At 54.4% G+C, this 26,011-nt stretch carries 24 protein-coding genes, 8 tRNA genes and 1 riboswitch; of the genes, 31 read left to right on the top strand and 1 reads right to left on the bottom strand.

Annotated elements, in window-relative coordinates; all coding sequences use genetic code 11:
• The first annotated feature begins 158 nt into the window (after positions 1 to 158).
• The 15 genes from C173_RS15500 (at position 159) to C173_RS15570 (ending at position 8,025) form a co-directional block, all read left to right on the top strand.
• Positions 159 to 250, top strand: a tRNA-Ser gene (locus tag C173_RS15500).
• A 24-nt stretch (positions 251 to 274) separates the two neighbouring features.
• Positions 275 to 351, top strand: a tRNA-Met gene (locus tag C173_RS15505).
• A 9-nt stretch (positions 352 to 360) separates the two neighbouring features.
• Positions 361 to 436 (top strand) — tRNA-Val (locus C173_RS15510).
• Positions 437 to 469: 33 nt separating this feature from the next.
• Positions 470 to 545, top strand: a tRNA-Thr gene (locus C173_RS15515).
• 18 nt (positions 546 to 563) lie between these two features.
• Positions 564 to 641, top strand: a tRNA-Asp gene (locus C173_RS15520).
• Between the two features lie 137 nt (positions 642 to 778).
• Positions 779 to 854, top strand: a tRNA-Phe gene (locus C173_RS15525).
• Between the two features lie 4 nt (positions 855 to 858).
• Positions 859 to 941, top strand: a tRNA-Tyr gene (locus tag C173_RS15530).
• Positions 942 to 952: 11 nt separating this feature from the next.
• Positions 953 to 1,025: transfer RNA gene (locus C173_RS15535), tRNA-Lys, on the top strand.
• 165 nt (positions 1,026 to 1,190) lie between these two features.
• Positions 1,191 to 2,273, top strand: a complete 1,083-nt coding sequence (locus C173_RS15540) for a PucR family transcriptional regulator (RefSeq protein ID WP_235191905.1) — start codon at positions 1,191 to 1,193, stop codon at positions 2,271 to 2,273.
• A gap of 109 nt (positions 2,274 to 2,382) precedes the next feature.
• A complete protein-coding gene (locus tag C173_RS15545) occupies positions 2,383 to 3,504 on the top strand; it encodes an ABC transporter ATP-binding protein (RefSeq protein WP_036726231.1) in 1,122 nt (373 codons plus the stop codon).
• 231 nt (positions 3,505 to 3,735) lie between these two features.
• Positions 3,736 to 4,674: an HPr(Ser) kinase/phosphatase gene (hprK, locus tag C173_RS15550; RefSeq protein WP_036726232.1), complete on the top strand. Its 939-nt coding sequence runs from the start codon at positions 3,736 to 3,738 to the stop codon at positions 4,672 to 4,674.
• Positions 4,675 to 4,686: 12 nt separating this feature from the next.
• Positions 4,687 to 5,718 (top strand): prolipoprotein diacylglyceryl transferase, encoded by a 1,032-nt coding sequence (gene lgt / locus C173_RS15555; protein WP_036726233.1) that lies wholly within the window; start codon positions 4,687 to 4,689, stop codon positions 5,716 to 5,718.
• 8 nt (positions 5,719 to 5,726) lie between these two features.
• A complete protein-coding gene (ppaX, locus tag C173_RS15560; RefSeq protein ID WP_036726235.1) occupies positions 5,727 to 6,380 on the top strand; it encodes a pyrophosphatase PpaX in 654 nt (217 codons plus the stop codon).
• A complete protein-coding gene (locus tag C173_RS15565) occupies positions 6,377 to 6,868 on the top strand; it encodes an acyltransferase (protein ID WP_036726237.1) in 492 nt (163 codons plus the stop codon). Before ppaX ends, C173_RS15565 begins: the two co-directional genes overlap by 4 nt.
• Positions 6,868 to 8,025, top strand: a complete 1,158-nt coding sequence (locus C173_RS15570; protein WP_036726238.1) for an acyltransferase — start codon at positions 6,868 to 6,870, stop codon at positions 8,023 to 8,025. Before C173_RS15565 ends, C173_RS15570 begins: the two co-directional genes overlap by 1 nt.
• 92 nt (positions 8,026 to 8,117) lie before the next feature.
• Here C173_RS15570 and gntK read toward each other — a convergent pair whose 3' ends face one another.
• On the bottom strand, positions 8,118 to 9,656 hold the full coding sequence (gntK, locus tag C173_RS15575) for a gluconokinase (RefSeq protein WP_036726346.1): 1,539 nt from the start codon (positions 9,654 to 9,656) through the stop codon (positions 8,118 to 8,120).
• 269 nt (positions 9,657 to 9,925) lie between these two features.
• Between gntK and C173_RS15580 the strand changes: the two genes are divergently transcribed.
• The 16 genes from C173_RS15580 (at position 9,926) to C173_RS15655 (ending at position 26,006) form a co-directional block, all read left to right on the top strand.
• Positions 9,926 to 11,143, top strand: coding sequence for an ATP phosphoribosyltransferase regulatory subunit (locus C173_RS15580; RefSeq protein WP_036726347.1), 1,218 nt, complete (start codon positions 9,926 to 9,928; stop codon positions 11,141 to 11,143).
• Positions 11,144 to 11,203: 60 nt separating this feature from the next.
• A complete protein-coding gene (gene hisG, locus C173_RS15585; RefSeq protein ID WP_036726240.1) occupies positions 11,204 to 11,848 on the top strand; it encodes an ATP phosphoribosyltransferase in 645 nt (214 codons plus the stop codon).
• Between the two features lie 36 nt (positions 11,849 to 11,884).
• Positions 11,885 to 13,195, top strand: a complete 1,311-nt coding sequence (hisD, locus tag C173_RS15590) for a histidinol dehydrogenase (protein ID WP_036726241.1) — start codon at positions 11,885 to 11,887, stop codon at positions 13,193 to 13,195.
• Positions 13,182 to 13,793 (top strand): imidazoleglycerol-phosphate dehydratase HisB, encoded by a 612-nt coding sequence (gene hisB, locus C173_RS15595; RefSeq protein WP_036726243.1) that lies wholly within the window; start codon positions 13,182 to 13,184, stop codon positions 13,791 to 13,793. The genes hisD and hisB overlap by 14 nt, the downstream gene beginning before the upstream one ends.
• A gap of 1 nt (position 13,794) precedes the next feature.
• The gene (hisH, locus tag C173_RS15600; protein ID WP_036726244.1) at positions 13,795 to 14,415 is read left to right on the top strand and encodes an imidazole glycerol phosphate synthase subunit HisH; all 621 of its coding nucleotides are present in this window, start codon (positions 13,795 to 13,797) and stop codon (positions 14,413 to 14,415) included.
• Positions 14,416 to 14,457: 42 nt separating this feature from the next.
• Positions 14,458 to 15,207, top strand: coding sequence for a 1-(5-phosphoribosyl)-5-[(5-phosphoribosylamino)methylideneamino]imidazole-4-carboxamide isomerase (hisA, locus tag C173_RS15605; protein WP_036726245.1), 750 nt, complete (start codon positions 14,458 to 14,460; stop codon positions 15,205 to 15,207).
• Between the two features lie 25 nt (positions 15,208 to 15,232).
• Positions 15,233 to 15,991 carry an imidazole glycerol phosphate synthase subunit HisF gene (hisF, locus tag C173_RS15610; RefSeq protein ID WP_036726247.1) on the top strand — a complete coding sequence of 253 codons (759 nt, stop codon included), beginning with the start codon at positions 15,233 to 15,235 and terminating at the stop codon, positions 15,989 to 15,991.
• Positions 15,988 to 16,707 carry a bifunctional phosphoribosyl-AMP cyclohydrolase/phosphoribosyl-ATP diphosphatase HisIE gene (hisIE, locus tag C173_RS15615; protein WP_036726248.1) on the top strand — a complete coding sequence of 240 codons (720 nt, stop codon included), beginning with the start codon at positions 15,988 to 15,990 and terminating at the stop codon, positions 16,705 to 16,707. Before hisF ends, hisIE begins: the two co-directional genes overlap by 4 nt.
• Positions 16,708 to 16,721: 14 nt before the next feature.
• Positions 16,722 to 17,549, top strand: coding sequence for a histidinol-phosphatase HisJ (gene hisJ / locus C173_RS15620; RefSeq protein ID WP_036726250.1), 828 nt, complete (start codon positions 16,722 to 16,724; stop codon positions 17,547 to 17,549).
• A gap of 23 nt (positions 17,550 to 17,572) precedes the next feature.
• Positions 17,573 to 18,520 (top strand): ribose-phosphate diphosphokinase, encoded by a 948-nt coding sequence (locus C173_RS15625; RefSeq protein WP_036726251.1) that lies wholly within the window; start codon positions 17,573 to 17,575, stop codon positions 18,518 to 18,520.
• A 166-nt stretch (positions 18,521 to 18,686) separates the two neighbouring features.
• On the top strand, positions 18,687 to 20,135 hold the full coding sequence (locus C173_RS15630; protein ID WP_235191906.1) for a tetratricopeptide repeat protein: 1,449 nt from the start codon (positions 18,687 to 18,689) through the stop codon (positions 20,133 to 20,135).
• 46 nt (positions 20,136 to 20,181) lie between these two features.
• Positions 20,182 to 21,135, top strand: coding sequence for a thioredoxin-disulfide reductase (trxB, locus tag C173_RS15635; protein ID WP_036726252.1), 954 nt, complete (start codon positions 20,182 to 20,184; stop codon positions 21,133 to 21,135).
• Positions 21,136 to 21,184: 49 nt separating this feature from the next.
• Positions 21,185 to 21,291, top strand: a riboswitch (TPP riboswitch).
• Between the two features lie 151 nt (positions 21,292 to 21,442).
• Complete coding sequence (gene thiC, locus C173_RS15640) at positions 21,443 to 23,134, top strand: phosphomethylpyrimidine synthase ThiC (RefSeq protein ID WP_036726254.1); 1,692 nt, start codon at positions 21,443 to 21,445, stop codon at positions 23,132 to 23,134.
• Positions 23,135 to 23,349: 215 nt separating this feature from the next.
• Positions 23,350 to 23,577, top strand: coding sequence for a DUF1858 domain-containing protein (locus C173_RS15645; RefSeq protein ID WP_036726255.1), 228 nt, complete (start codon positions 23,350 to 23,352; stop codon positions 23,575 to 23,577).
• 14 nt (positions 23,578 to 23,591) lie between these two features.
• Positions 23,592 to 24,854 (top strand): DUF438 domain-containing protein, encoded by a 1,263-nt coding sequence (locus C173_RS15650; protein WP_036726256.1) that lies wholly within the window; start codon positions 23,592 to 23,594, stop codon positions 24,852 to 24,854.
• 201 nt (positions 24,855 to 25,055) lie between these two features.
• Positions 25,056 to 26,006, top strand: a complete 951-nt coding sequence (locus tag C173_RS15655) for an ROK family glucokinase (RefSeq protein ID WP_036690067.1) — start codon at positions 25,056 to 25,058, stop codon at positions 26,004 to 26,006.
• Positions 26,007 to 26,011: the final 5 nt, after the last annotated feature.

Genomic DNA, 26,011 nt, shown 5'->3' on the forward strand with positions numbered 1-26,011 from the left:
GAGGTAGATAGGTTGGAGGTGGAAGTGCAGCAATGCATGGAGCTGACCAATACTAATCGGTCGAGGGCTTATCCAAAATTTCTAACACGCAGATTCGTTTCGGATTCAGTTTTCAGGAATCAATTTCCTGTGCGGATTTACATGGCTACCATTAATTTGGAGAGATACCCAAGTGGCTATAAGGGGACCCTCTGCTAAGGGGTTAGACTGCGTAAGCGGTGCGAGGGTTCGAATCCCTCTCTCTCCGCCATTATAAATCCAATACTTGTAGTGTGGCGGCGTAGCTCAGCTGGCTAGAGCGTACGGTTCATACCCGTGAGGTCGGGGGTTCGATCCCCTCTGCCGCTACCATACATACCCGGAGGCTTAGCTCAGCTGGGAGAGCATCTGCCTTACAAGCAGAGGGTCGGGGGTTCGAACCCCTCAGCCTCCACCATTTTTATGTTCGAATTGTATTGCCTTACACCGTGCCGGTGTAGCTCAACTGGTAGAGCAACTGACTTGTAATCAGTAGGTTGGGGGTTCAAGTCCTCTCGCCGGCACCATTTTTAAGAGCAAATTGTGGAACCGTGGTGTAGTTGGCCTAACATGCCTGCCTGTCACGCAGGAGATCGCGGGTTCGAATCCCGTCGGTTCCGCCATTTTCAATGGCATAAGGGATGAGAATTCCCTGGGTTTGTTGAAGCATAGGCATCGTAAGGAATACTTCGCAATCTCGTAACGGAGTGAAGAGTATCCCGCCCTGTTCCGCCATTTTTTTGTTTTTAGGTTTGTTTATGGCTCGGTAGCTCAGTCGGTAGAGCAAAGGACTGAAAATCCTTGTGTCGGGGGTTCGATTCCCTCCCGCGCCACCATCATGGAGGCTTAGCGAAGTGGCCAAACGCATCAGACTGTAAATCTGCTCACGTACGTGTTCGGTGGTTCGAATCCATCAGCCTCCATCCCTTTTTAGGAGCCATTAGCTCAGTTGGTAGAGCACCTGACTTTTAATCAGGGTGTCGAAGGTTCGAGTCCTTCATGGCTCATCTTAAGTCAAACGGTCATCACTTTAGGGTGGTGGCCTTTTTTGTATTTTGATTCATGATACAAGTATGCTCGTAAGCGCAAATTCCGCATTTTACAGCAAAATATGATAAAATAAGCGAAAAAAGCAAAAGTGGTGGAGAATGGTGATGATGGATAGTGAGGGTTTGCGTCAAAAATTGGAGCAACTCACCGGAAAGAGGACCGGAATCAAGCAGCTGGGGAGACAGCATTCCGCTTCACTTTTTGGCATAGGTACGGATAAGGATCAGGAACTGCCGGTCATTCATGAGGGTTATCTCTGGATTCCCCTCTATGAGAATGATGGCCGTGTTACAGCAGTGTGGGTGGAGACAGAGGGGCTGTCGCCGCTGGAGTTGGAGCTGGTGAATTATGCCGGACGCAATTTTGCGGTAGCGCTGAAGGCAACCGGGTTCAAGGAAGAAGGGGAGATGGAGGCGCGGCAGCTTAGCGGCTGGCTGAATGCCCAACTGGAGCAGGAGAAGGACGATGCGGAGATCCCGGATGAAATCTCGCTGAAGGGCCGGCTGTTCGGAGATATGATTCCGTTCATGCTGGTAAGCGAGAATGTTCATAATCCGCAGATGACGTATCGCTCCTTAATGAAGCTGCTGCGCAGTTATTTTGAGAATGATGTATTGCTGGTTCCCCTGCAGGATAAGGAATGGTTAATTTTAGCCCGTAAGGAACTCCTCACAGGCGGAGATGATAAAGAGGATGAGGAAGAGAGTGCTGAGGATTTGCTGTCACAGACTTCTATGGGGCTGCATGAACTGATTGCCAGCGAGTGGGTTGGCGTCTTCCATCTGGCGGTCTCTCCAGCCATTATCCCGGTTAAAGGTCTGACAGGAGCAGTCGCCTTGCTGCGGGAGACCATTATTCTTGGCCGTATCTTCCAGGTTGGCGATTATATTCATCTGCCGTGGGAGCTGCACATGGAGCGGCTGGTTAACAGTATTCCGGATGACCGGCGGAGACAGCTGCTGGGCCAGATCGGTGATTACACGGCGGTACTGGCGGATAAGGAAATGCTGCTGACGCTGGAGAGTTTTTTTGAAATGGACTGCAATGTCAGTGAAACCGCCAAGAAGCTGTACATTCACCGCAATACGCTGCTCTACAGGCTGGACAAGATCAAACAGGAGACGGGGGCCGATGTCCGTAGCTTTGGGGATGCCGCTATTGTGAAGCTTGCCATGTTATTGTATAAAGTGACGAAAAGAAAATAGGTTTTTTGTGAACCTTGCAAATAGCCATGAGGCCGGCTCTGGGGTAAGATAAGTGTACAAGAAAGCGTTTGATTTTCTAATCCAATACTAGACTCGAGGGGGAAATACAATGGCAGGCGTACGTTTAGAGCATATTTTCAAAAAATACCCGGGTTCCGATAAAGCAACAGTAATCGATATCAATCTTGATATTAAAGATAAGGAATTCCTCGTACTGGTTGGTCCTTCCGGTTGCGGTAAATCCACAACCCTGCGTATGATCGCTGGTCTGGAAGAAATCTCTGAAGGTAAAATGTACATTGGTGACCGTGTAGTGAATGACGTTGCTCCTAAAGACCGTGATATCGCGATGGTATTCCAATCCTACGCCTTGTACCCGCACATGAGTGTATATCAGAACATGGCTTTCGGTCTGAAATTGCGCAAAGTAAAGAAAGAAGAAATCGACAAGAAAGTGCGCGAAGCAGCAAAAATCCTGGATATCGAGCACTTGCTGGAACGCAAACCTAAGGCACTGTCCGGTGGTCAACGTCAACGTGTCGCTCTAGGCCGCGCAATCGTCCGTGATCCACAAGTCTTCTTGATGGATGAGCCTCTTTCCAACTTGGACGCTAAACTTCGTGGTCAAATGCGTGCTGAGATCACTAAGCTGGTGAAACGCCTTGAAACTACTTGTATCTATGTAACGCATGACCAGACAGAAGCAATGACGATGGGTGACCGTATCGTAGTTATGTACGATGGTATCATCCAGCAGGCAGCTTCCCCTGAAGAACTGTACAATGAGCCTACGAACCTGTTCGTAGCCGGATTTATCGGTTCCCCTACCATGAACTTTATCAACGGTACTCTTTCCGAAGTGAACGGCGCTGTCCGTTTCCGTGCAGAGAACCTTGATGTTGAAGTTCCAGGCGGCAAAGCTACAATCCTGCGTAACAAAGGCTTCATCGGTAAAGATGTAATCATGGGCGTTCGTCCAGAAGACATTCATGAAGAGCCAGTGTTCCTGGAAGCTTCCCCTAACACAATCTTCACTTCGATGGTTGATGTTACGGAAAACCTTGGTCATGAAATGCTCCTCTACTTGAGCGGTCTTGGCAATAACACTGTAATTGCACGTGTAGATGGACGTTCCACTACCCGTGAAGGCAGCAAGCCTAGATTGGCCATCGACATGAACAAAGTCCACATCTTCGACAAAGAATCCGAACTTAACGTTCTGCTGGGATAAGATCTCTGCAGGGTGAACATAGTTTATAATGAAGAAAGCCGCCTGGTTAGGCGGCTTTTTCTTGTAATGATCATGGTGGAATGGAACGATAACCGCTGGGGTTAAGATTGCATTCACTGGCATAATCCATTAAGATAGCAGGAGAATTACCTGTAGCTGGAATGGATAAAGATGTAACCGGTATGCGGGGAAGCGGCATAAGCCGCGGGTGACGAAAGGACGGACACATATATGGCTAAGAAGGTAAAAGTATCGGAATTGGTGCAGCATTTTCAATTAGAGGTAGTATCCGGACATGAAGGTCTGAAAAGACCGATCACAGTGGATGATTTGAACCGTCCCGGGCTGGAAATGGCCGGTTATTTCGAATATTATCCAGAAGAACGTGTACAGCTATTAGGCAAAACAGAGCTGGCTTTCTTCTCTATGCTCTCAGAGGAAGAACGGAAAAGCCGGGTACGCGGTATCTGTAACGACAATACCCCTTGTATTGTCATTACTCGTGCGCTGGACGTACCCCAGGAGCTTGTAGACATCAGTAACGAGAAGGGACTTCCCGTGCTCCGCAGCTCCATGGCGACCACGATTTTCTCAAGCAGACTGACCAGCTTCCTTGAGGGCAGACTGGCACCGACTGCAACAATTCACGGTGTTCTCTGTGATGTGTATGGGGTAGGGATGCTGATTACAGGCACCAGCGGCATTGGTAAAAGTGAAACCGCACTGGAACTCGTTAAACGCGGTCATCGCCTGATTGCCGATGATGCGGTAGAAATCCGCCAGACCTCGGATAATCAGCTTCATGGTACCGCACCGGAATTAATCCGTCACTTGCTGGAGATCCGCGGTGTCGGGATTATTAATGTTATGACGCTCTTTGGAGCAGGCGCTATCCGTAATCACAAGCGGATTACTCTGGTGGTCAGACTGGAAGCCTGGCAGCAGGACAAGCAGTATGACCGACTGGGACTGGATGAGGAGACGACACGGATTATTGATACCGATGTGCCGCTGGTTACCATCCCTGTCCGTCCGGGACGTAACCTCGCTGTCATTATCGAGGTGGCTGCGATGAATTACCGGCTCAAGCAAATGGGCTTTAATGCCGCGCTGCAATTTACGAATAAACTTACCGCCACCATCTCAGAAGATATGGATGATCTCGATTAGGAGTGTGAGAGCATGTTTTATTCACTAGCGATTGACCCGATTGTCTTCTCGATTGGATCACTGCCGGTTCACTGGTATGGCCTGATTCTGGGTCTTGGTGCGCTTACCGGGCTTTTCCTATGTATTCAAGAAGGCAAACGCTTCAACATTCCTCAGGAGTTCTTCATGGATATGTTGCTGTTGGGCTTGCCATCGGCTATTATTGGGGCGCGGCTATACTTCGTAGCCTTCAAGTGGGAAGACTATAAGGATAACCTGCTCGATATCTTCAAGGTCTGGAATGGCGGTATTGCGATTTATGGCGCCCTGATCGGCGCGATTATCTGCGGGATTATTTATTTCCGCTATAAAGGCTATCCGTTCTGGCGCATCGTGGATATCTGTGCTCCCGGACTGCTTGCAGGCCAGATGATCGGACGGTGGGGTAATTTCATCAACCAGGAAGCCTATGGCGGTGTGGTAGAGGAATCGTTCCTGCGGGATAAGCTGCATTTGCCGGACTTTATCGTTAATCAAATGTACATAGGGGATGCTTTTCACCATCCGACCTTCCTGTACGAATCACTCTGGAGTCTGCTGGGCATTCTGCTCCTCATGGTGCTGCGCCGCCAGAAGTTCGTCCGTGCCGGAGAAATCTTCATGTCCTACTTCATCTGGTACTCCATCGGCCGCTTCTTCATTGAAGCTCTGCGTACGGACAGTCTTGCCTTTGACGGCAGCAGCGGTGTGGCAGCCTTCATTAACGGGCTGTGGAGTCCAATGAAGTGGATGGGTTTCGAGCAAGGCTATCTTGACCCGGCTTACGGGAATATCCGTATCTCTCAGCTGCTCGCGCTGCTCATTATTGTGGCCGCCATTGCACTGATTATTGTACGGCGGGTAAGCGGACAGCCGAAGGCTCATTACCTGGACCCGATCATTAGCACCAAACCGGCAGCAGCGGATGCGGTAGTTCCAGAGAGTGCTGTGAATACGCCTCAGAAGCCTTCTCAGCCAGTTCAGCCGGTGGAAGATCCCTCTAAAGATAAGGAAACAAAGGAGTAATACAATCAATGATAGAATGCGTGTTATTTGATCTGGACGGAACGATTGTGAATACGAATGAGCTGATCATCAATTCGTTCATGCATGCGCTGAAGGAGAATAACCTGCCGGCGCTTACCCGGGAACAGATGATTCCGCATATGGGAACTACGCTGCATCACCAGCTAAGCGCGTTCTCGGGCCTGGAGGATATCGGCGTGCTGGAACGGTCCTACCGTTCTTACAACAATGCACATCATGACGAGTTGGTTCATGCTTTTCCCCATGTGAACGAGACGATGGAAGAACTGCTGCGCCGGGGAATCCGCATGGGGGTAGTAACCACGAAGATCCGGCCTTCCACACTCAGAACACTGGAGAAATTCGATCTGCTGAAATATATGGAGACGATTGTTACGGTGAATGATGTGACTCATCCGAAGCCGCATCCGGAGCCGGTGCTCACGGCAGTGGCCAATCTGGGTGTTGATCCAGCCAAGACACTGATGGTGGGGGATAGTGCTGTCGATATTCAGTCTGCCAAGGCAGCAGGTGTGCGTGTAGCAGGAGTGGCCTGGTCGCTTAAGGGTGAGGCTGTGCTGCGCACCTATGAACCGGATTACATCATCCAGGAGATGAAGGACTTGTACTCAATTGTGGAGCAGGAGACTATGCAGCCGTGAGAAAGATAACCCGTTATCCCGTGGAGGGGCATAATTCGCTCTGGCATATTTATCGCACGGTCAGCCCGTGGAAGGGTGTGCGCAACTTTATTTTTATCCAGATTGCCCGTTATTGCCCGATTTTGCCGCTCAAGAACTGGATTTACCGCCGGGTGCTCGGGATGAAGATAGGTAAGCATACTGCGTTTGGACTTATGGCGATGGTGGATGTATTTTTTCCGGAGAAGATCTCTATCGGGGAGAACACGGTTATCGGCTATAACACTACGATCCTGGCTCATGAGTATCTCATCAAGGAGTATCGGCTGGGTGAAGTTATTATCGGCGAGAATGTAATGATTGGGGCTAACACGACTATTCTCCCTGGGGTTACGATTGGGGATGGGGCTACGGTTGCGGCGGGATCGGTGGTTCACAAAGATGTTGCTGCCGGTTCGTTCGTCGGGGGGAATCCGCTCCGCGAGCTGCGTAAACAGGAGGAATCATAATGGCTCAAAAGGAAAGAATTCCACAGCTTGATATTTTTCGGGCAATCGCTATTTTTGCGGTGATCGCCATTCATGCCACTTCACGCACGTTGGCTGAGACACTGGGCACTTCCATGTTCCCTCCGTTTCTGTTTATTAACAAGTTCAGCCAGTTTGCGGTGCCTTCCTTTATATTCTTAAGCGGGTTCGTCCTGTTCTACAATTATATTGACCGTCCGCTGGGCGGGAAGGTACTGGCCAAATTCTACAGCCGCAGACTGATCTATATTATTGTGCCTTATCTTGTGTTTACGGTGCTGTATTTTGGACTGAAAATGACGGCCGGTCATACCTGGGGGATGCCTCTTCAGGAGATGGGCGGGAAGTTCTTCAAGTATCTATGGACGGGTACGGCGTATACACATCTCTACTATATCATCATCATTATCCAGTTCTATCTGCTGTTCCCGCTGATACTCTGGTGTCTGCAGAAAGTCCGGCATCTCGCGGCCTGGGCACCAGTAATCGGGCTTGCGTTACAGTGGGGCTTCGTGCTGCTTAACAAATATATGGTGAACCACGGGTATTGGAAGCTGTCCAAGGGTAGTCTGGCCATTACGTATTTCTCGTATTTCCTGTTAGGTGCGGCGATTGCGATCTACTACAGCTCCTTGAAAAAGTGGCTGGTTCCCTCCCGCGAAGGCTGGCGTTCCGGTAAAGGGACAAGCTGGGTGGTACTATGGCTCTTATGGGCGGCTGCCGGAGCTTACCATGTGGTCTTGTGGTATAACAACTATACGAAGAAAACAGTAATCAACAGTCTATGGTACGAAGGGTTCTCGAACCTGCATGCCTTGCTCTCTTGTCTGGTACTGTTCCAGCTGTCCTTCCTGCTGTACGGGGCAGGACGCAGCTTGCTGAGCAGACTGCTGCTCTCGGCCGGGGCGTGCTCCTTCGGTATCTATCTGCTCCATCCGCTGTTGCTGTTCATGTACCGGAAGCTGCCGTTCCACGGCGGATCGCTGGCCTATACGGCGGCAATAGCGGGCGGCTGGCTGGTGGCCCTCCTGGGCTCCTGGCTAGTGGTTGCGCTTGCCTTCCGTTATGTGAAGCCGGCCTGGATGGTGTTCGGCTCTGCACCGCAGAAGCCGGCAGCAGCGCCAAAGGCGACAGTGTAGACTTAGGCTTAGTTCATATATTGAAAGCGCCGGCTGGCCGCATCTGCGGCTGTCCGGCGCTTTGCTGTAAGCAGGCGGTTCTGGAAAGCACGTTAGCCGGGCTGTTCCCCCGCCTGCTCGCGCTGGAAGTCGGCGATAGCCTGATACTGATCCTCCAGACTGCGGGATACCGAGATGAAGATGGGCAGCAGCTGTTTGTAGGCTTTGGCGTGGGCAGTAACCGGCTCATGCCGGTGAGTGGAGCCAATCATGCTGAAGACAGCATCCAAGGAATCGATCCGCCCGATGGCGTATAATCCCAGTACAACAGCGCCGAGGCAAGAGCTCTCGAAGCTCTCAGGGACGACTACCTCCTGATCGAAAATATCCGCCATCATCTGCCGCCATAGCGCCGAACGGGCGAAGCCGCCGGTAGCCAGGATTCTAACGGGCTCGCCGATACATTCCTCCATGGCCAGCAATACGGTGTACATATTGAAGATGACACCTTCCAGCACCGCACGGATCATATGCTCCTTACGGTGATTCATGCTTAACCCGAAGAAGGAGCCGCGGGCATCAGGATTCCACAGCGGTGCGCGTTCTCCGGTCAGATACGGATGGAAGAGCAGTCCGTTGCTGCCGGGCGGCACCTGCTCGGCGATCCGGGTTAATACTTCGTAGGGATCAATGCCCAGGCGCTTCGCCGTCTCTACTTCAGAAGCGGCGAACTCATCACGCACCCAGCGGAAGAGCATCCCACCGTTATTCACGGGGCCGCCAATCACCCAATGCTTGTCTGTCAGGGCGTAGCAGAAGATCCGTCCTTTGGGGTCGGTCAGCGGATGGTCAACTACAGTACGGATGGCACCGCTTGTGCCTATCGTTGCAGCGATTACCCCCGGCTCCATTGCTCCTACGCCCAGGTTGGACAGAACGCCGTCACTGGCGCCTACTACAAACGGAGTGTCCGTGAGCAGACCGAGCTTTCCGGTAAGCTCCGGAAGCAGTCCCTGCAGGATATGGGTGGTCGGGACCGGACGGGATAGCCGCTCCTGAGTAACACCGGCAATCCGGAGCGCCTCCTCGTCCCAGTCGAGCTTCTCCAGATTGAACATGCCGGTGGCAGAGGCGATGGAATGGTCAATCACATATTCTCCGAACAACCGGAAGAAAATATATTCTTTGATGGAGATGAACTTGTAGGTCTGCCGGAACAGCTCGGGCTGCTCCTCGCCCAGCCACATCAGCTTGGTGATTGGAGACATAGGGTGTATAGGCGTTCCTGTCCGCAGGTAGAGCTCATGTCCATTCAATTCATCCTTCAACCGCCGGGCATAGCTGCTGCTCCGGTTATCAGCCCAGGTGATACAGGCGGTCAGCGGCTTACCCGCAGGATCTACAGCGATGACGCTATGCATAGCGGAGCTGAACGAGACCAGCAGAATGGATTCAGGTGTTGACAGGCTCTCCTGCATGACCGCTGCTATGGTATGAATCACGGCTTCCAGAATCTGCTCCGGGTTTTGTTCTGCAACAGAGGGGGAGGGCTGATGCAGCGGATAGCCCTGATTGCTCTGAGCGACAATTGTTCCGTTCTCCTCAAAGAGGACAGCCTTCGTGCTGGTGGTTCCAATATCAACGCCAATCATATAGGATGTACTCAAGCCGTCAGTCCTTCTTTCTGCTTCTGAATTAGATACCGGGAATACTTAATGGAGGAAATAAAGTACAATCATATTAACTTATTATATTCGCCGCTTATCCCGGTGGCAAAAGGAACTCTGGAATTCAAGCGAATTGTTGACGCAAAAGGATGGTCCGTGATACGATATTGCCACTACTTTACTTTGCTACCACTTTACCATGATAAAGCATTTGATAATACCCTTTAACATATCCGATGAGGTGAACAATGAAGATGGCCAAACCAAAGGGATTTGAAAAGCCTGCCGGCGTAAGAGATTATCTCCCGCGTGCGGTAACGAAGCTGCGCAAGATCGAGAAGGATGTACTTCACTGTATGAGCCGCTGGGGCTACCGGCAGATGATTACGCCTACTCTTGAATATTACGATACGGTCGGTGTAGCCAGCTCTACATCTGATCAGAAGCTGTATAAATTGCTGAACAACCGTGGGCAGGCGCTGGTGCTGCGTTCAGAAATGACGGCACCTGTAGCCCGTGTGGTCTCCTCTCTACTGAAGGATGAGCCGCTGCCGCTGCGTTTGTCCTACCATGCCAATGTCTTCCGGGCCATTGAAGAAGAGGCCGGGCGGGAGGCAGAATTCTTTCAGACCGGCGTAGAGCTTGTCGGTGATGATTCGCCGGAGGCTGACGCGGAGGTAGTCGCGCTGGCAATTGCTTCACTGCAGGCGGCGGGCGTAAAGTCTTTTAAAATAGCAATTGGACATGTGGGCTTCCTCGACGGTCTCTTCCAGGAGGCGGTATCCGGCCTGCCCCAGGCTCAGGAGGAGCTGAAGAGCCATCTGCTCAGCCGCGATTATGTAGCCTTCCGCCAGACGCTGCGGCGTCTTGAGCTGTCTGCTGCCCAGAAGCAGGAGCTGGACGGACTGCTGCGGCTGCGCGGCGGGAAGGAGATCTGCGGTCAGGCGCTGGAGCTGAGCAATCATCCGGTGGCGCGCGCGTCGATCGAGCATCTGTGCAAGGTCTGGGAGGTGCTGGTTGCTTACGGTGTCTCGGAGCATGTGCTGATTGATCTGACGATGATCGGTGATTTCTCTTACTATACAGGCATGACCTTCGAGGGATATGCTTCCGAGCTGGGCTTCCCGGTATGCAGCGGCGGCCGGTATGACAACCTGCTGCAGCAATTCGGGCGTCCGATTCCCTCCACCGGCTTCTCCCTGAAGACCAACCGTATTCTGGATGGAGTCTCCGGGCTGCTGGAAGAGGAAGAACTGCCGATTCTGGTCCAGTACGATGCACTGCGGCGCCAGGAGGGTCTGGCCGAGGCTGCGAGGCTGCGCTCGGAAGGGCATGCTGTGGTTACACGGCTGGCAACAGGCCCGGAGGAGCTGAAGACCGTGAAGCGGCTGGATGCAGATACTATTCAGGCAGAGGGCGAGCTGTACGGCGAGATCTACACGTTCGTGTCGTTTGTCAGCGAGCATGGGTGAGCGGAGCTGCTGCAGGTGGTTTTTAAATGATGAGTACACACGAAACGGGGGCGGGTATTGATGGCACAGATTCTTAAGGTGGCCATGCCGAAAGGCCGGATTTACAATAAAGCGGCAGAGCTGTTCCGCCAGGCGGGACTGCCGATTCCTCCGGACGGAGAAGAGTCGCGCAAGCTGGTGATTTCCTTGCCGGAGGCCGGAATGGAGTTCATTCTGGCCAAGCCGGTGGATGTGCCCACTTATGTAGAGTATGGAGTGGCGGATATCGGTATTGTCGGCAAGGATGTGCTGCTGGAGGAGAGCCGCGATGTGTACGAGCTGCTGGATCTCGGGATCGCCCGCTGCCGGATGTCGATTATCGGGCTTCCGAACTGGCAGCCGGGCATTCAGCAGCGGGTAGCTACCAAGTACCCGAACGTGGCTTCGCGGTATTTCCGTGAGCAAGGCCAGCAGGTGGAGGTTGTGAAGCTGAACGGCTCCATCGAGCTGGCACCGCTGATCGGGCTGGCTGACCGGATTGTGGATATGGTAGAGACCGGCCAGACGCTGAAGGATAACGGTCTGGTGGAGATGACGAGCATCTTCGAGATCACCAGCCGCCTGGTGGCGAACCGGGTAAGCTACCGGATGAAGAATGAGGAGATTCAACAGCTGTGCGACCGGCTGCAGGCTGTTATTGCAGAACCGGGGTTGCAGGTAAAATAATATAAGCAAAACTATAAGCTCAAGGGGGAAGCGGCGGTGAAGATCCAGTCCAGTAAGGAATTTAAACTGCAGCGTGAGGTGGAATACGGCACGCCGGAGCAGAACAAGGCCGTACGTGAAATCGTGGCCGATATCAAGCGGGAAGGCGACGCGGCGCTGCTCCGTTATACGGAGCGCTTCGACGGCGCTGTACTGACGCCAGCGCAGCTGCGCGTAACGCCGGAGGAGCTTGAGGCCGCCTACGGCCGGGTAGAGGAGTCCTTCGTGACGGCGATTCGCGCAGCAGCCGTGAATATCCGTGCGTTCCATGCGCGGCAGAAACGCAATTCCTGGATGGATCTGCAGCCGGACGGTACGATCCTCGGCCAGATCATCCGCCCGCTGAAGCGCGTGGGCGTCTATGTTCCCGGCGGCAAGGCGGCCTACCCGTCCTCGGTGCTGATGAACGTGATACCGGCACAGATCGCCGGGGTGCCGGAGATCGTGATGGTGACGCCGCCTTCGACGGGCGGCTCTGAAGGTATTGATCCTTATATTCTCGTGGCCGCCGCTGAAGCGGGCGTACACGAGATCTACCGCGTAGGCGGCGCGCAGGCCATCGCCGCCCTCGCCTTCGGCACGGAATCGATCGTGCCGGTCGACAAGATCTGCGGGCCAGGGAACATCTACGTGGCCCTGGCCAAGCGCGAGGTCTACGGCGCTGTCGACATCGACAGCATCGCCGGACCGAGCGAGATCGTCGTGCTCGCCGACGATACCGCTGAGGCCGCCTACATCGCGGCCGACCTGCTCTCGCAGGCCGAGCACGACGAGATGGCGTCGGCGATCCTCGTGACGCCGTCGCAGCGTCTCGCGGAGGCGGTGGCTGCCGAGGTTGAGCGGCAGCTGCAGGCATTGCCGCGCGAGCAAATCGCGCGGGCCTCGGTCGAGAACTACGGCGCGATTATCGTCGTAGACTCGCTTGAGGAGGGCATCTCCGTGGTGAACCGGCTCGCGCCGGAGCATCTGGAGATTGTGGTGAACGACCCGATGGGGCTGACCGGCGCAATAGAGAACGCCGGGGCGATCTTCCTCGGGCCGTACAGCTCGGAGCCGGTCGGCGACTACTTCGCCGGACCGAACCATATTATACCGACGAATGGCACAGCGCGGTTCTCCTCGCCTGTAGATGTGGATGACTTCATCAAGAAGTCCAGTCTGATCTATTACAGCAAGGAAGCGCTGCTGCGCGACGGGGCGGCGATTATGGAGCTTGCCCGGCGTGAAGGGCTGGAAGGCCATGCACGCGCCATCGAAATCCGGCTTACGAACGAAGCGAAAGGTGGAGACACAAATGGAGAACAATAATAACGAAGTGGCGCTGCGTAAGGCCGGACTTAGCCGTACAACCAATGAAACGGACATCAAGCTAACCTTTGCCGTGGACGGCAGCGGGGTCTCCGAACTGGAGACCGATGTGCCGTTCCTGAATCATATGCTGGATTTGTTCACGAAGCATGGACAGTTTGACCTCTCCGTGCAGGCACGGGGAGATATCGAGATTGACGATCACCATACGGTCGAGGATATCGGTATCTGTCTCGGACAGGCTCTGCGGGAAGCGCTTGGAGATAAAAAAGGCATCAAGCGGTACGCCAGTGTCTTCGTCCCTATGGATGAGGCGCTTGCCCAGGTAGTGATCGATATCAGCAACCGGCCGCATTTCGAATACCGGGCAGCGTATCCTTCCCAGCAGGTAGGTAGCTTCTCAACAGAGCTGGTACATGAATTCCTGTGGAAGTTCGCACTGGAGGCGAGAATTACGCTGCATGTCATCGTTCATTACGGCTCCAATACCCATCACATGATTGAAGCGGTCTTCAAGGCGCTGGGACGGGCACTGGATGAGGCGACCCTGGTAGATCCCCGGGTGAAGGGCGTGCCTTCAACGAAGGGAGTGCTGTAGGATGGACGTTGCAATCGTCGATTACGGCATGGGCAACCTGCACAGTGTCAGCAAGGCCGTAGAGCGGCTGGGGTATACGAGTCTTGTAACCTCGGATGCCGCCGAGATCCTGGCGGCAGACAGTGTCATTCTGCCGGGAGTCGGTGCCTTTGGCGATGCGATGGAGCACTTACGAGAGAGCGGAATGGATGATGTCGTCCGGGCCGCAGCGTCAGCGGGCCAGCCGGTGCTGGGCATCTGCCTCGGAATGCAGCTGCTGCTGCGCAGCAGCGAGGAGCATGGCGAGCATAAGGGGCTGGGGCTTCTGCCCGGCGCAGTGGTGCGCTTCGCCCCCCGGGACGGCTACAAGGTGCCGCATATGGGCTGGAACAAGCTGAGCTTCCGCCAGCCGGAGAGTCCGCTGCTGGCCGGCCTGACGGAGGGGCATGTGTACTTCGTGCACTCCTATCATGCACTCGCGGCGGACAGCGATCTGCTGGCCGTCACAGACTATGGACATCCGGTAACGGCTATTGTGGGCCGCGGCAATGTCTACGGTATGCAGTTCCACCCGGAGAAGAGCGGGGAGCTTGGCGTCAAGCTGCTGGGTAATTTCCTGAGGCTCCAGGCACAGCAGGCTTAGCCTGCCTGAATCACTAATTTGCAATGAAAGCGGGGAGTATTCATGTCTTCTTTTATCCTATATCCGGCGATTGATATCCGGGACGGCAAGTGTGTCCGGCTGCAGCAGGGTGATTATGCCCAAGAGACGATCTATAACGACAGTCCGGTAGAGGTGGCTAAGTCATGGGAAGAGCAAGGCGGGCAGTATATCCATCTTGTGGATCTGGACGGAGCCAAAGCAGGCTGCCCTGTGAATGATTCCATCATTGGGGCCATTGCTAAGCATGCGAATGTTCCTGTACAGGTAGGCGGCGGTCTCCGTACACTTGCCGATGTTGAGAAGCTGCTGGGCCTCGGCGTCAGCCGGGTGATTATCGGAACGGCAGCCATTAATGATCAGGCTTTTACAGAAGCGGTTCTTGCCAAATACGGCGACAAAGTTGCCATCGGCATCGATGCCCGCAACGGCTATGTGGCTACGCACGGCTGGCTTAATACATCTGAGGTCCGCGCGGAAGATCTGGCCAGAGAGCTGGCCGCCAAAGGTGCCGAGACCTTCATCTATACCGATATCTCCCGTGACGGGATGATGCAGGGGCCGAACGTGGAAGGCATTCTCTCTATGGCTAAAGCAAGCGGCCGCAGCGTAATCGCTTCCGGCGGCGTGACCAGCCTTAATGATCTGCAGCGCCTGAACGTACATAGCGGCAGCGGAATCGGCGGGGCGATTGTGGGCAAGGCGCTGTATACCGGCAATATTAATCTGGGTGAAGCGCTGCAGACCCTGGGCCAATCCTCCGGATTGCGGTAAGTCTATACTAAGGAGGGGTCTTGGAATGTTGGCGAAACGGATTATTCCCTGTCTGGATGTGAAGGACGGGCGTGTGGTAAAAGGCGTGAATTTTGTGAATCTGCGCGATGCCGGAGATCCGGTGGAGCTTGCGGCGCTGTACGACCGTGAGGGAGCGGATGAGCTGGTATTCCTGGATATTTCCGCTTCTGTGGAAGGCAGGGCGACCATGATTGAAGTGGTGCGGCAGACGGCGGGTGAGATTGCCATTCCCTTCACGGTCGGCGGGGGCATCTCGACCCCTGATGATATGAAGCGGATTCTGCGTGCCGGAGCGGACAAGATCGGCATTAACACGGCCGCTGTAAATAACCCTCAGCTGATTTTGGAAGGGGCCCGTCACTTCGGCTCCCAGTGCATTGTAGTGGCGATGGATGCCAAATATAATGAGGCTTGGGGCGAATGGGAAGTGTATACGCACGGCGGACGTACGCCCACGGGTATCCGGGCCTTGAACTGGGCCAAGGAAGCGGAGCGGCTGGGGGCCGGCGAGATTCTGCTTACAAGTATGGACGCGGACGGGACCAAGGACGGCTTCGACCTGAAGCTGACGGCGGCGGTCAGCGACCTTCTGAGTATTCCTGTCATTGCTTCCGGCGGGGCCGGGAGAATTGAGCATTTCTATGATGTATTTACGGAAGGCCGGGCAGATGCCGGACTTGCGGCAACCATTTTTCACTATAAAGAGATTGCTATTCATGATCTGAAGGCTGATCTGAAGCAAAGAGGAGTAGAGATCCGATGAGCGAGGACAAGAAGGATATCGCACTAAGCCAGCAGGAGGCAGTGTCCGGCATCCGCTGGAATGAATCCGGCCTGCTGCCTGCAGTCATTCAGGATGCGCGCACCCTGGAGGTATTAATGTTCGCCTATATGAATCCTGAATCGCTGCAGCGCTCCCTTGCGAGCGGCCAGACCTGGTTCTGGAGCCGTTCACGCAGCGAGCTGTGGCATAAGGGGGGGACGTCCGGCAATACGCAGGCGATCACCTCGATCCATTACGATTGTGACAGCGATACGCTGCTGGTGAAGGTAGTGCCGGAGGGTCCGGCCTGCCATACCGGGGAGAACAGCTGCTTCTTCCGCGAGATTCCGCTCGATTCACCGGCAACCGTAACTGATACTGCCGGGGCTGCCGTGAATGCTGCTGAAGCAGAGAGCGGCCGGTTTGCGGTACTCGGGGAGCTGGAGCGTGTGATTGCCGAGCGTGAGGTGAACCGTCCTGAGGGGGCGTATACGACCTATCTGTTCGACAAGGGCGTGGACAAGATCCTGAAGAAGGTCGGTGAGGAAGCCTCCGAGACGATCATTGCCGCCAAAAACAAAGATAATGCCGAGCTGCGCCTGGAGGTCAGCGATCTGATCTATCACCTGCTCGTGCTGCTGCAGGAGCGCAAGCTTCCGCTGGATGAGATTCTTGAAGAGCTGAGCGCCCGCCATGAACGGCCGCGGCGGGACTAGGAGGGCACTTCAGCATGCACATCGATTATCATACCCATCATGAACGCTGCGGCCATGCGGTCGGGAAGCTGGAGGAGTATGTGCAGCGGGGCATCGCTCTGGGGCTTGAGCAGCTTGGGCTGTCGGATCATCTGCCGCTGATCCATGTCGACCCGGACCACTACTATCCCGAGATGGCTATGCCTCTTGCGGAGCTTCCGCGATATGTGGAGGAATGCCTTACGCTGAAGGAGCGCTACCGGGGCACGATTGAGCTGCGGGTCGGGCTGGAGGCGGATTATATTGAGGGATATGAGGAGCAGATCCGCGAGCTTTTGGCACCCTATCCGTGGGATTATCTGATTGGCTCGGTGCATTTCCTGGGAGAATGGGATATTACCGACCACCGGCAGACCCATGGCTGGGAAGGCCAGGATGTCATGGCGGTATACCGCCGCTATTATGATGCTGTACAGAAGTCGGCGTTATCAGGATTATATGATATTATAGGACATATGGACGTCATCAAAAGGTTCGGTTACGGACCCCGGACGCCGGAGGACCTGGCGGAGGCTAAGAAGCTTGAGCTGGATACGCTGAAGGTCATTGCCCGCAGCGGCATCGCGATGGAGCTGAATGCTTCCGGGCTGTCCAAGCCGTGCGCCGAGATGTTCCCGGCAGAGCATGTGCTTGTTCAGGCGCTTGAGCTGGGCATTCCACTCACGGTTGGCTCTGATGCGCATGATCCCATGAAGCTGGGAGACGGCTTAACAGAGGCCCGGGACATGCTCTGGCGCACCGGCTTCCGCGAACTGGCCGTCTTTGAAGGACGCCGCCGTACATCTGTTCCGTTCAGCGTATAAATTTATAATCCCAGGAGGGTACTATGCATCATCAATTACGGATTTTTTCCGGTTCGTCGAATCCGAAGCTTGCCGCTGATATTGCGGAGCGCCTTGGTGCGCCGCTTGGCCAGATTAAGCTGACCCGTTTCAAAAGCGGCGAGATTTATGTGCATTATGAAGAGAGCATCCGGAACTGCGACGTATTTTTGGTGCAATCCCTGGCTCATCCGATTAACGAGCTGTTTGTAGAGCTGCTGGTCATGATTGATGCCGCCAAGCGCGCATCGGCCAGAACGGTGAACATTATCGTTCCCTATTACGGGTACGCCCGGCAGGAGCGTAAGTCCGCACCACGTGAGCCGATCTCGGCCAAAATGGTCGCCGATGTGCTGACCACCGCCGGTGCAACGCGCGTAATTACGATTGATCTGCATGCCGCAGCCATACAGGGATTCTTCAATATTCCGGTCGATCATCTGACGGCGCTTGATCTGATTAGCGGTTATCTGAAGGTGAAGGGGCTTACCGATCTGGTCGTGGTCTCCCCGGATGCGGGACGAGCGTCCATGGCGGAGAAGCTGGCCAGCCGGCTGGATTCGCCGTTCGCCATCATGATTAAGAAGCGTCCGGCGCATAATGAATCGGTGATTACGCATGTCATTGGTGATGTGGAAGGCAGGACGCCAATCATTATAGAGGATCTTATAGATACCGGAACCACGATCGTCAATGTGGTGGAGGGCCTGAAGGAGCGGGGTGCCCGGAACAGTATCGTCTGTGCTACGCACGGACTGTTCTCCGGGGATGCGCTTGAGCGGATGGATCATCCCAATATCGACGAGATTGTCATTACCGATTCGATTGCCCTGCCGGACGAGCATTCCAGCAGATTCGCGGTGCTCTCGGTAGCTCCCATGCTGGCTGAGGCCACGCGTATTATCATCGAGGGCGGTTCCATAGATAAGCTGTTCAGAGACGCGGGGATTTAACTCCCGCGTCTTTTTTTGAGCTTTTCCCTCCCGTTAGCTCTCTCTCTGAGACTTGAGAATCTCGTTGCCACATGTGGTATACTGTGTGAAGAAGACAGCCGAGACCATAAATGGAAACGAACAGGTAAGGCTAGGGAAGCTGAAACAAGGGAGGTGCCTTGCTTCCATGATAGAGAGAACTTCAGAGAATGCCGCGGAGCACAGTAATGTCATTCCGGTCACTCTGGATGCCAATTTTTTCTTTGAAAGAGCCGTTCGGTCGCTGGACCGCTTTCAATATGATAAGGCATTAAGAAATTTTCGCAAAGCTGTTGAATATGAGCCGGATAATCCGGTGAATCATTGCAATATGGCGGGTATATTATCTGAGATGGGCAATTATACCGCATCTAACGAGATTCTTATCCATGTTCTGGAGAAAATCGACCCCGCTATGACGGAATGCCATTTCTACATGGCTAATAACTTCGCCAATATGGAAAGCTTTGAAGAGGCGGAGCGTTCGCTGGTCACTTACTTGGAAGAGGATGCTAACGGCGAGTTCATGACCGAATCCGAAGAACTGATGGAGCTGCTGCAATATGAGCTGAACCGGCCTGCTCCGCTGGTGCGTATCCGTAGCCGTGAGGGAGTCGTAGAGCATGACCGGGCGCGGAGTCTGCTGGAGGAGGGTAAGTTCCCTCAGGCTGTAGAGCTGCTGGAGGAGATCACTGCGGGTACCCCGGATTTTTTGGCTGCGCATAATAATCTGGCACTAGCTCATTTCTATATGGGCCGGTTCGCCAAGGCGAAGGAATGTCTGAATGAGGTGCTGAAGCAAGACCCCGGCAATCTGCACGCTCTGTGCAATATGGCCATCTTCCTGCAGTATGCAGGAGATAAGGAACAGCTTGAAACGCTGCTCGGTATGCTAGAAGCAACGGTGCCGTTCCATCAGGAGCATGTATTCAAAATGGCTACAACCATGGGTATCCTGGGCCGGCACGCTGCCGCTTACAGCCATTTCCGCCGTCTGCTGAAGGACGAGGAGGTCGCCGGAGACGCCGGGCTGTATCATTACTGTGCCGCGGCGGCAAGCAATAGCGGAAGACATGATGAGGCACTGCGCTGCTGGAGACAGGCAGCCAAGCTGGACCCTGCTTCCGCTGTCCCTGCGTTCTTCCTGTCCCAGCTCCAGCAGGCCCGGGCAGAAGGACACCCTATGCCTGCTGTCAGCTATAACTATCAGCTGCCCTTCCAGGAGCAGCTGAAGCAGTGGAAGGGCAATACAGGCAGATTCACTGAAGAAGTGCGGAATAATCCGCTGCTGCGCGCCTCGTTCTTCTGGGCGCTGCGCTACGGCGATTCCGCTACGAAGCTTCAGGTGACCGAGGCTCTCCGCTGGATTGAGGACGAGGAGATGTCCGAGGTACTGCGCGGAGTTCTGGAGCAGGAGCCACTGCAGGAGGACCGCCTGCAGGAGGCGGCATTGTTCAGCCTTCAGCGGCTGATCGGGGAGAACCTGAATGAAGCCGGCGGCTCGCCCGGCGAAGAGCAGGAGCCTGCGGCTGCTCCCGGACCCAAGGGGATGCTGCCCGGAACCGGCGGCTTATCGCCGTCCACTACCCGCATTTGAAGCAATTGCTGTTGTAAGAACACCTACTTGTAAGGAGGCCAATGTAATGTACAAAACGATTGTAATCGGAACAGGCCCGGCCGGGCTGACTGCCGCGATTTATCTGGCGCGTGCGAACCTGAGCCCGCTGGTCATTGAAGGCTTGCAGCCGGGGGGACAACTGACAACGACGACAGAAGTGGAGAACTTTCCAGGCTTCCCTGAAGGGATTCTGGGTCCGGACCTGATGGACAATATGCGCAAGCAGGCGGAACGCTTCGGCGCTGAATTCAAGAATGGCTGGGTGGAGTCGGTGGACTTCTCACAGCGTCCGTTCAAGGTAACAGTGGACGGAATGGGTGTACTGGAAGCGGAGTCGGTTATTATTTCAACCGGGGCCTCTGCAAGATATCTGGGCATTCCGGGCGAGCAGGAGAATGTGGGACGCGGGGTCAGCACCTGTGCGACCTGTGACGGCTTCTTTTTCCGTAATAAAAAGATTGTCGTCGTCGGCGGCGGAGACTCCGCTATGGAGGAAGCCAGCTTCCTGACCCGCTTTGCGTCCAGTGTAACGCTGGTTCACCGCCGTCCCGAGCTGCGGGCCTCGAAGATCATGCAGGACCGGGCGCGTGACAACAGCAAGGTAACCTGGGCCTTGAACCGCACACCGGTTGAAGTAACGGTAGGAGAGACCGGAGTGAAGGGCCTTACGGTGCTTAACAATGAGACAGGTCTGACAGAATTGGTGGAGGCAGACGGCGTGTTCGTAGCGATTGGACACACACCGAACACAGCCTTCTTGGGCGGGCAGATCAATACGGATGAGAATGGCTATATCGTGGTGAATCCGGGTACCACCGAGACCAACATCCCGGGTGTATTCGCCTGTGGCGATGTACAGGATACACGTTACCGTCAAGCGATATCGGCAGCGGGAACCGGCTGTATGGCCGCTATGGATGCCGAGAAGTTCCTGGAAGGCACGATGGTGCACGACTGGAGCGAATCGCTGGACAAATAACGGGTTTACAAGAATTACCCATACAGGTAAAATGTATTTAATTAGATAAGATACCCACTAGGGGAGCCTGAATAGGCTGAGACGGGAAAATTGAATTTCCGGACCCTTGAACCTGATCTGGATCATACCAGCGTAGGAAAGTGGAGTCGGACCTTTTTTGAATACAGTCTTATTTGGCTGTTCCTTTAATAAAGCCGCTCCAGGTGGAGCGGCTTTTTGACTTGCAGGAATCTATAGATTCTTCAGCTCAATCTGCTGCGTGACCTCTTATCTGATGAGTGTACAGAGCGAAGAGGAGGAGATTGAAATGACAGGAAGTAAAAACGAAGAGGTGGATCTTTCGGGATTCCCCGCAAGCCGTAAAGTGTATGTGGAGGGCTCACGCCCGGATATCCGGGTTCCGATGCGGGAGATCAGCCTCAGCAGAACCGAAGGCGTTGCCGGGGAAGAGGAAAATGCTCCGCTGCGTGTCTATGACACAAGCGGTATGTACACGGATGCCGCGGAGGAGACGGACATTCGGAGGGGGCTGCCGCCGCACCGTTCAAGCTGGATCGCGGAGCGTGGCGATTCGGAGGAGTACACCGGAAGAGCCGTCCGGCCGGAGGATAACGGAATGCGCAGAGAAGGGGCTGCCGCAGAAGCTTATCCAGGACTGCGCAGGAATCCCAGGCGGGCCTATGCAGGAGGCAATGTGACCCAGCTGCATTATGCAAGGCAAGGGATCATCACACCGGAAATGGAGTATATTGCGATCCGGGAGAATATCCGGCCGGAGTTCGTAAGGGATGAGGTGGCTGCGGGCCGTGCTATTATTCCGGCCAATATCAATCACCCGGAGAGTGAGCCGATGATTATCGGCCGTAACTTCCTGGTGAAGATCAATGCCAACATCGGAAATTCGGCGGTCACTTCTTCTATTGAAGAGGAGGTGGAGAAGATGCGGTGGGCGACCCGTTGGGGGGCTGATACCATCATGGATCTCTCCACCGGCGCTAAGATCCATACCACCCGGGAGTGGATTATCCGCAATTCTCCTGTGCCGGTCGGGACAGTGCCCATATACCAGGCGCTGGAGAAGGTGAACGGTATAGCCGAGGATTTAACCTGGGAGCTCTATCGCGACACGCTGATCGAGCAGGCGGAGCAGGGGGTGGATTACTTCACCATTCATGCCGGGGTGCTGCGGCGCTATATTCCGTTCACTGCCCGGAGAATGACCGGCATCGTATCCCGGGGCGGATCGATTATGGCTGCCTGGTGCCTGGCCCATCAGCAGGAGAACTTCCTGTACACACACTTCGAAGATATATGTGAGATCATGAAGATGTATGATGTGGCCTTCTCGCTGGGGGATGGCCTGCGTCCCGGCTCTATCGCTGATGCCAATGACGAAGCTCAGTTCGCCGAGCTGGAGACGCTGGGAGAGCTGACGGCGCTTGCCTGGAAGCACGATGTTCAGGTTATGGTAGAAGGTCCGGGCCATGTGCCAATGCACAAGATCAAGGAGAATATGGACAAGCAGCTTGAGATTTGCCACGAAGCCCCTTTCTACACCCTCGGTCCGCTAACTACGGATATTGCACCCGGCTATGATCACATCACGTCGGCCATCGGGGCAGCGATAATCGGGGGCCTTGGAACGGCAATGCTGTGTTACGTTACACCTAAGGAGCATTTAGGCCTGCCTGACAAGAATGATGTGCGCGAAGGCGTCATTACCTACAAAATTGCTGCACATGCCGCAGACCTCGCCAAGGGACATCCGGGTGCGCAGGACCGGGACAACGCGCTGTCCAAGGCGCGGTTCGAGTTCCGCTGGCGCGATCAGTTTCATCTCTCCCTGGACCCGGAAAGGGCGCAGGCGTATCATGATGAGACCCTGCCTGCGGAGGGGGCAAAGCAGGCGCATTTCTGCTCGATGTGCGGCCCTAAATTCTGCAGCATGCGGATTTCGCATGATATCCGGAATTCCCATAGATGGAGCCAATCACTGTAACTTAGCTGCATGACCTAATCTATATGTAGGTACGTTGTTCATGGCCGAGAGGCCGTGATTACAGCGGAAACGTATTATTCTGAGGCTATCTCCCCAAGCTGAATGGCTGGCGGGGATAGTCTTTTTGTAGTTAGTGATTACAATCACAATTTACCCCTGTACCCTATGCTAAGCTGGTGTTGAGAAGAATTCTCATTAGTGAGGTGTGCAAAAGGATGAGCAAAGCGTTGAAGCTGGATGAATCGGTCTTTGAGCTGGTAACCAGGCACCCGGAAGTGGTGGAGATCATGGTGGAACTGGGTTTTCGTGATATTGCGAAGCCTGGAATGCTGCAGACTGCAGGACGATTGATGACCCTGTCCAAAGGAATGAAATTAAAGAAAATAGAGCTGGAAACCGTTCGGCTGGCCTTTCAGCAGCATGGTTTCGAGATTATAGAATAGAAGGAGAGATTGTGATGAGCGAACTGATTAATAACCGCGAGGTCGATATTCCGGAACAGACACGCCGCCAGGCTATGCTGAGAGAGATCATCAAGGAGCTGCATGCGGGCAAAAGCGTGGAGGAGGTTAAGGCGCGTTTTGAAGAAGCGGTAGGCGATGTTACGGTGGAGGAAATCTCCGCCATGGAGCACTCTCTGATGACCGAGGAAGGCATTCCGGTAGAGGAAGTACAACGCCTCTGCTCCGTGCATACGGCAATCTTCAAGGGCTCGATTGAACAGATCCACCGTTCTTCTAAGCCTGAGGAGCAGCCCGGTCATCCCGTGCATACGTTCAAGCTGGAGAACCGGGAGATCGAACGTCTGGTCAACTTCCGGCTGGAGCTGCATGCGGATAAGTTCAAGAAGAACGACAGCGATGAGATTATCTATAAGCTGCTGGAGGACCTGAGTCTGCTGCTGGATCTCGACAAGCATTACAGCCGCAAGGAGAATCTGCTCTTCCCTTACCTGGAGAAGTACGGCATATACGGTCCTACGAAGGTAATGTGGGGAGTGGATGACGGAATCCGCAATATGATCAAGGAAGCCAAGAAGGCGCTTAGCGCCTATAACGGGGACAGCGGGCAGATTACAGCCGCACTGGAGGAGATCATTAAGGAAGTCAATGAGATGATCTTCAAGGAAGAGAATATTCTGCTCCCGATGGCGCTGGATAAGCTGACTGAGGATGAGTGGGTCAAAATCGCCCGCGAAAGCGATGAAATCGGCTTCTGCCTGACTGCGCCCGACCAGGAATGGATACCGGAACGTGCAGCGGAGCCTGAGGGTGCTGATGTTCCGGCGGAAGAAGGGGAAGGCCTGTCCCCGCAGGGCTTCATCCGGTTCGAGACCGGGCTGCTGTCGCTCCACCAGCTCGAGACGCTGATGAATCATCTGCCGGTGGATCTGACCTTTATCGACGAGAACGATGTCGTCCGCTACTTCTCGCATGGCAAGGAACGGATCTTCGCCCGGACGAAGGCCGTTATCGGCCGCACCGTACAGAACTGCCATCCGCCGCAAAGTGTGCATGTTGTTGAGAAGCTGCTGGCTGATTTCAAAGCCGGAGTGAAGGATGCCGAAGATTTCTGGATTAACATCAAGGATAAATTCATCTATATCCGTTATTTCGCCGTGCGGGATGCAGAAGGCCGTTATATGGGGACGCTGGAATTCACCCAGAATATCGCACCGATCCGTGCCCTTGAGGGCCAGAAGCGGATTTTGTCCGAATAGCATTAAGGTATCTGGCACCCTACAATAGAAGAGAATGAACGGACTTTCTTGCCTGCCTGGTGAGAAAGTCTTTTTGTTAACAAATAAGAACTGAAGTCCATTGCCCCGGGTGTATCGCCTTTCCTTGACCGCAGGGGAGGGTTCTATTATAGTGGGTACGTAGGATTAACTATTTTAGCATAGAAAAAGGTGGCTTGTAACATGTCTGAACATATCTACGTTGGCGTGGATTTAGGTGGTACCACGATTAAGGTTGGAATCTGTAATGCCGAGGGAAGCCTGCTGCACACTTACGAAGGTCCGACAGGGACTGCGGATGGCGTCGATGCTGTCATCGATAATATCGAGAAGTATGTACGCCAGATTGTGGAGGACTCTCCGTACTCCTGGGACCAGCTGGCTGGTGTCGGTGCGGGACTGGCCGGATTTACGAATATTCGTGAAGGTATCATCATCCTTGCGCCCAACATAGGATTTAGAGATGTGCCGATCCGCTCCATTCTGGAGGGTCGCCTGAACAAGCCAGTCAAAATAGACAATGATGCCAACGTGGCTGCACTAGGCGAAGCCTGGAGCGGTGCAGGGCGCGGCATAGAGAATTGTGTCTGCTATACGCTCGGTACGGGTGTCGGCGGCGGTATTATCATTAATGGTAAGGTGTATCAGGGATTTGCCGGTCTGGCCGGCGAGCTTGGACATATCTCCGTGGTGCCCGATCTGGAAGCGATCCAGTGCGGCTGCGGGAACATGGGCTGTTTGGAAACCGTTTCCTCAGCGACAGGCATTATCCGTATGGCGAACGATGCTGTAGCACGCGGGGACCGGACCTCCTTGTCCACCGTTGAAAAAATCGCTGCGAAGGAAGTATTCGATGCCGCGAAGGCAGGCGATGAAGCTGCGCTGCGGATTGTGAACCGGGCGGCCTTCTACCTGGGCAAATCAATGGCCTCCGTTGCAGCGGTTCTGAACCCTGAAGTATTCATCGTCGGCGGCGGAGTCTCCAAGGCAGGCGATATTCTGTTCGATGAAGTCCGCCGGGTATTCGCCAAGCTGGCGCCTGCCCCTCTGCAGACCGGTGTTACGATTGTACCTGCAGCGCTTGGCAATGACGCCGGTATTATTGGTGCGGCAGGCCTGCTGCTGCGTTCTTAAAAGAC

It is taken from the genome of Paenibacillus sp. FSL R7-277, from assembly GCF_000517965.1.
Lineage (GTDB): Bacteria > Bacillota > Bacilli > Paenibacillales > Paenibacillaceae > Paenibacillus_AQ > Paenibacillus_AQ silagei.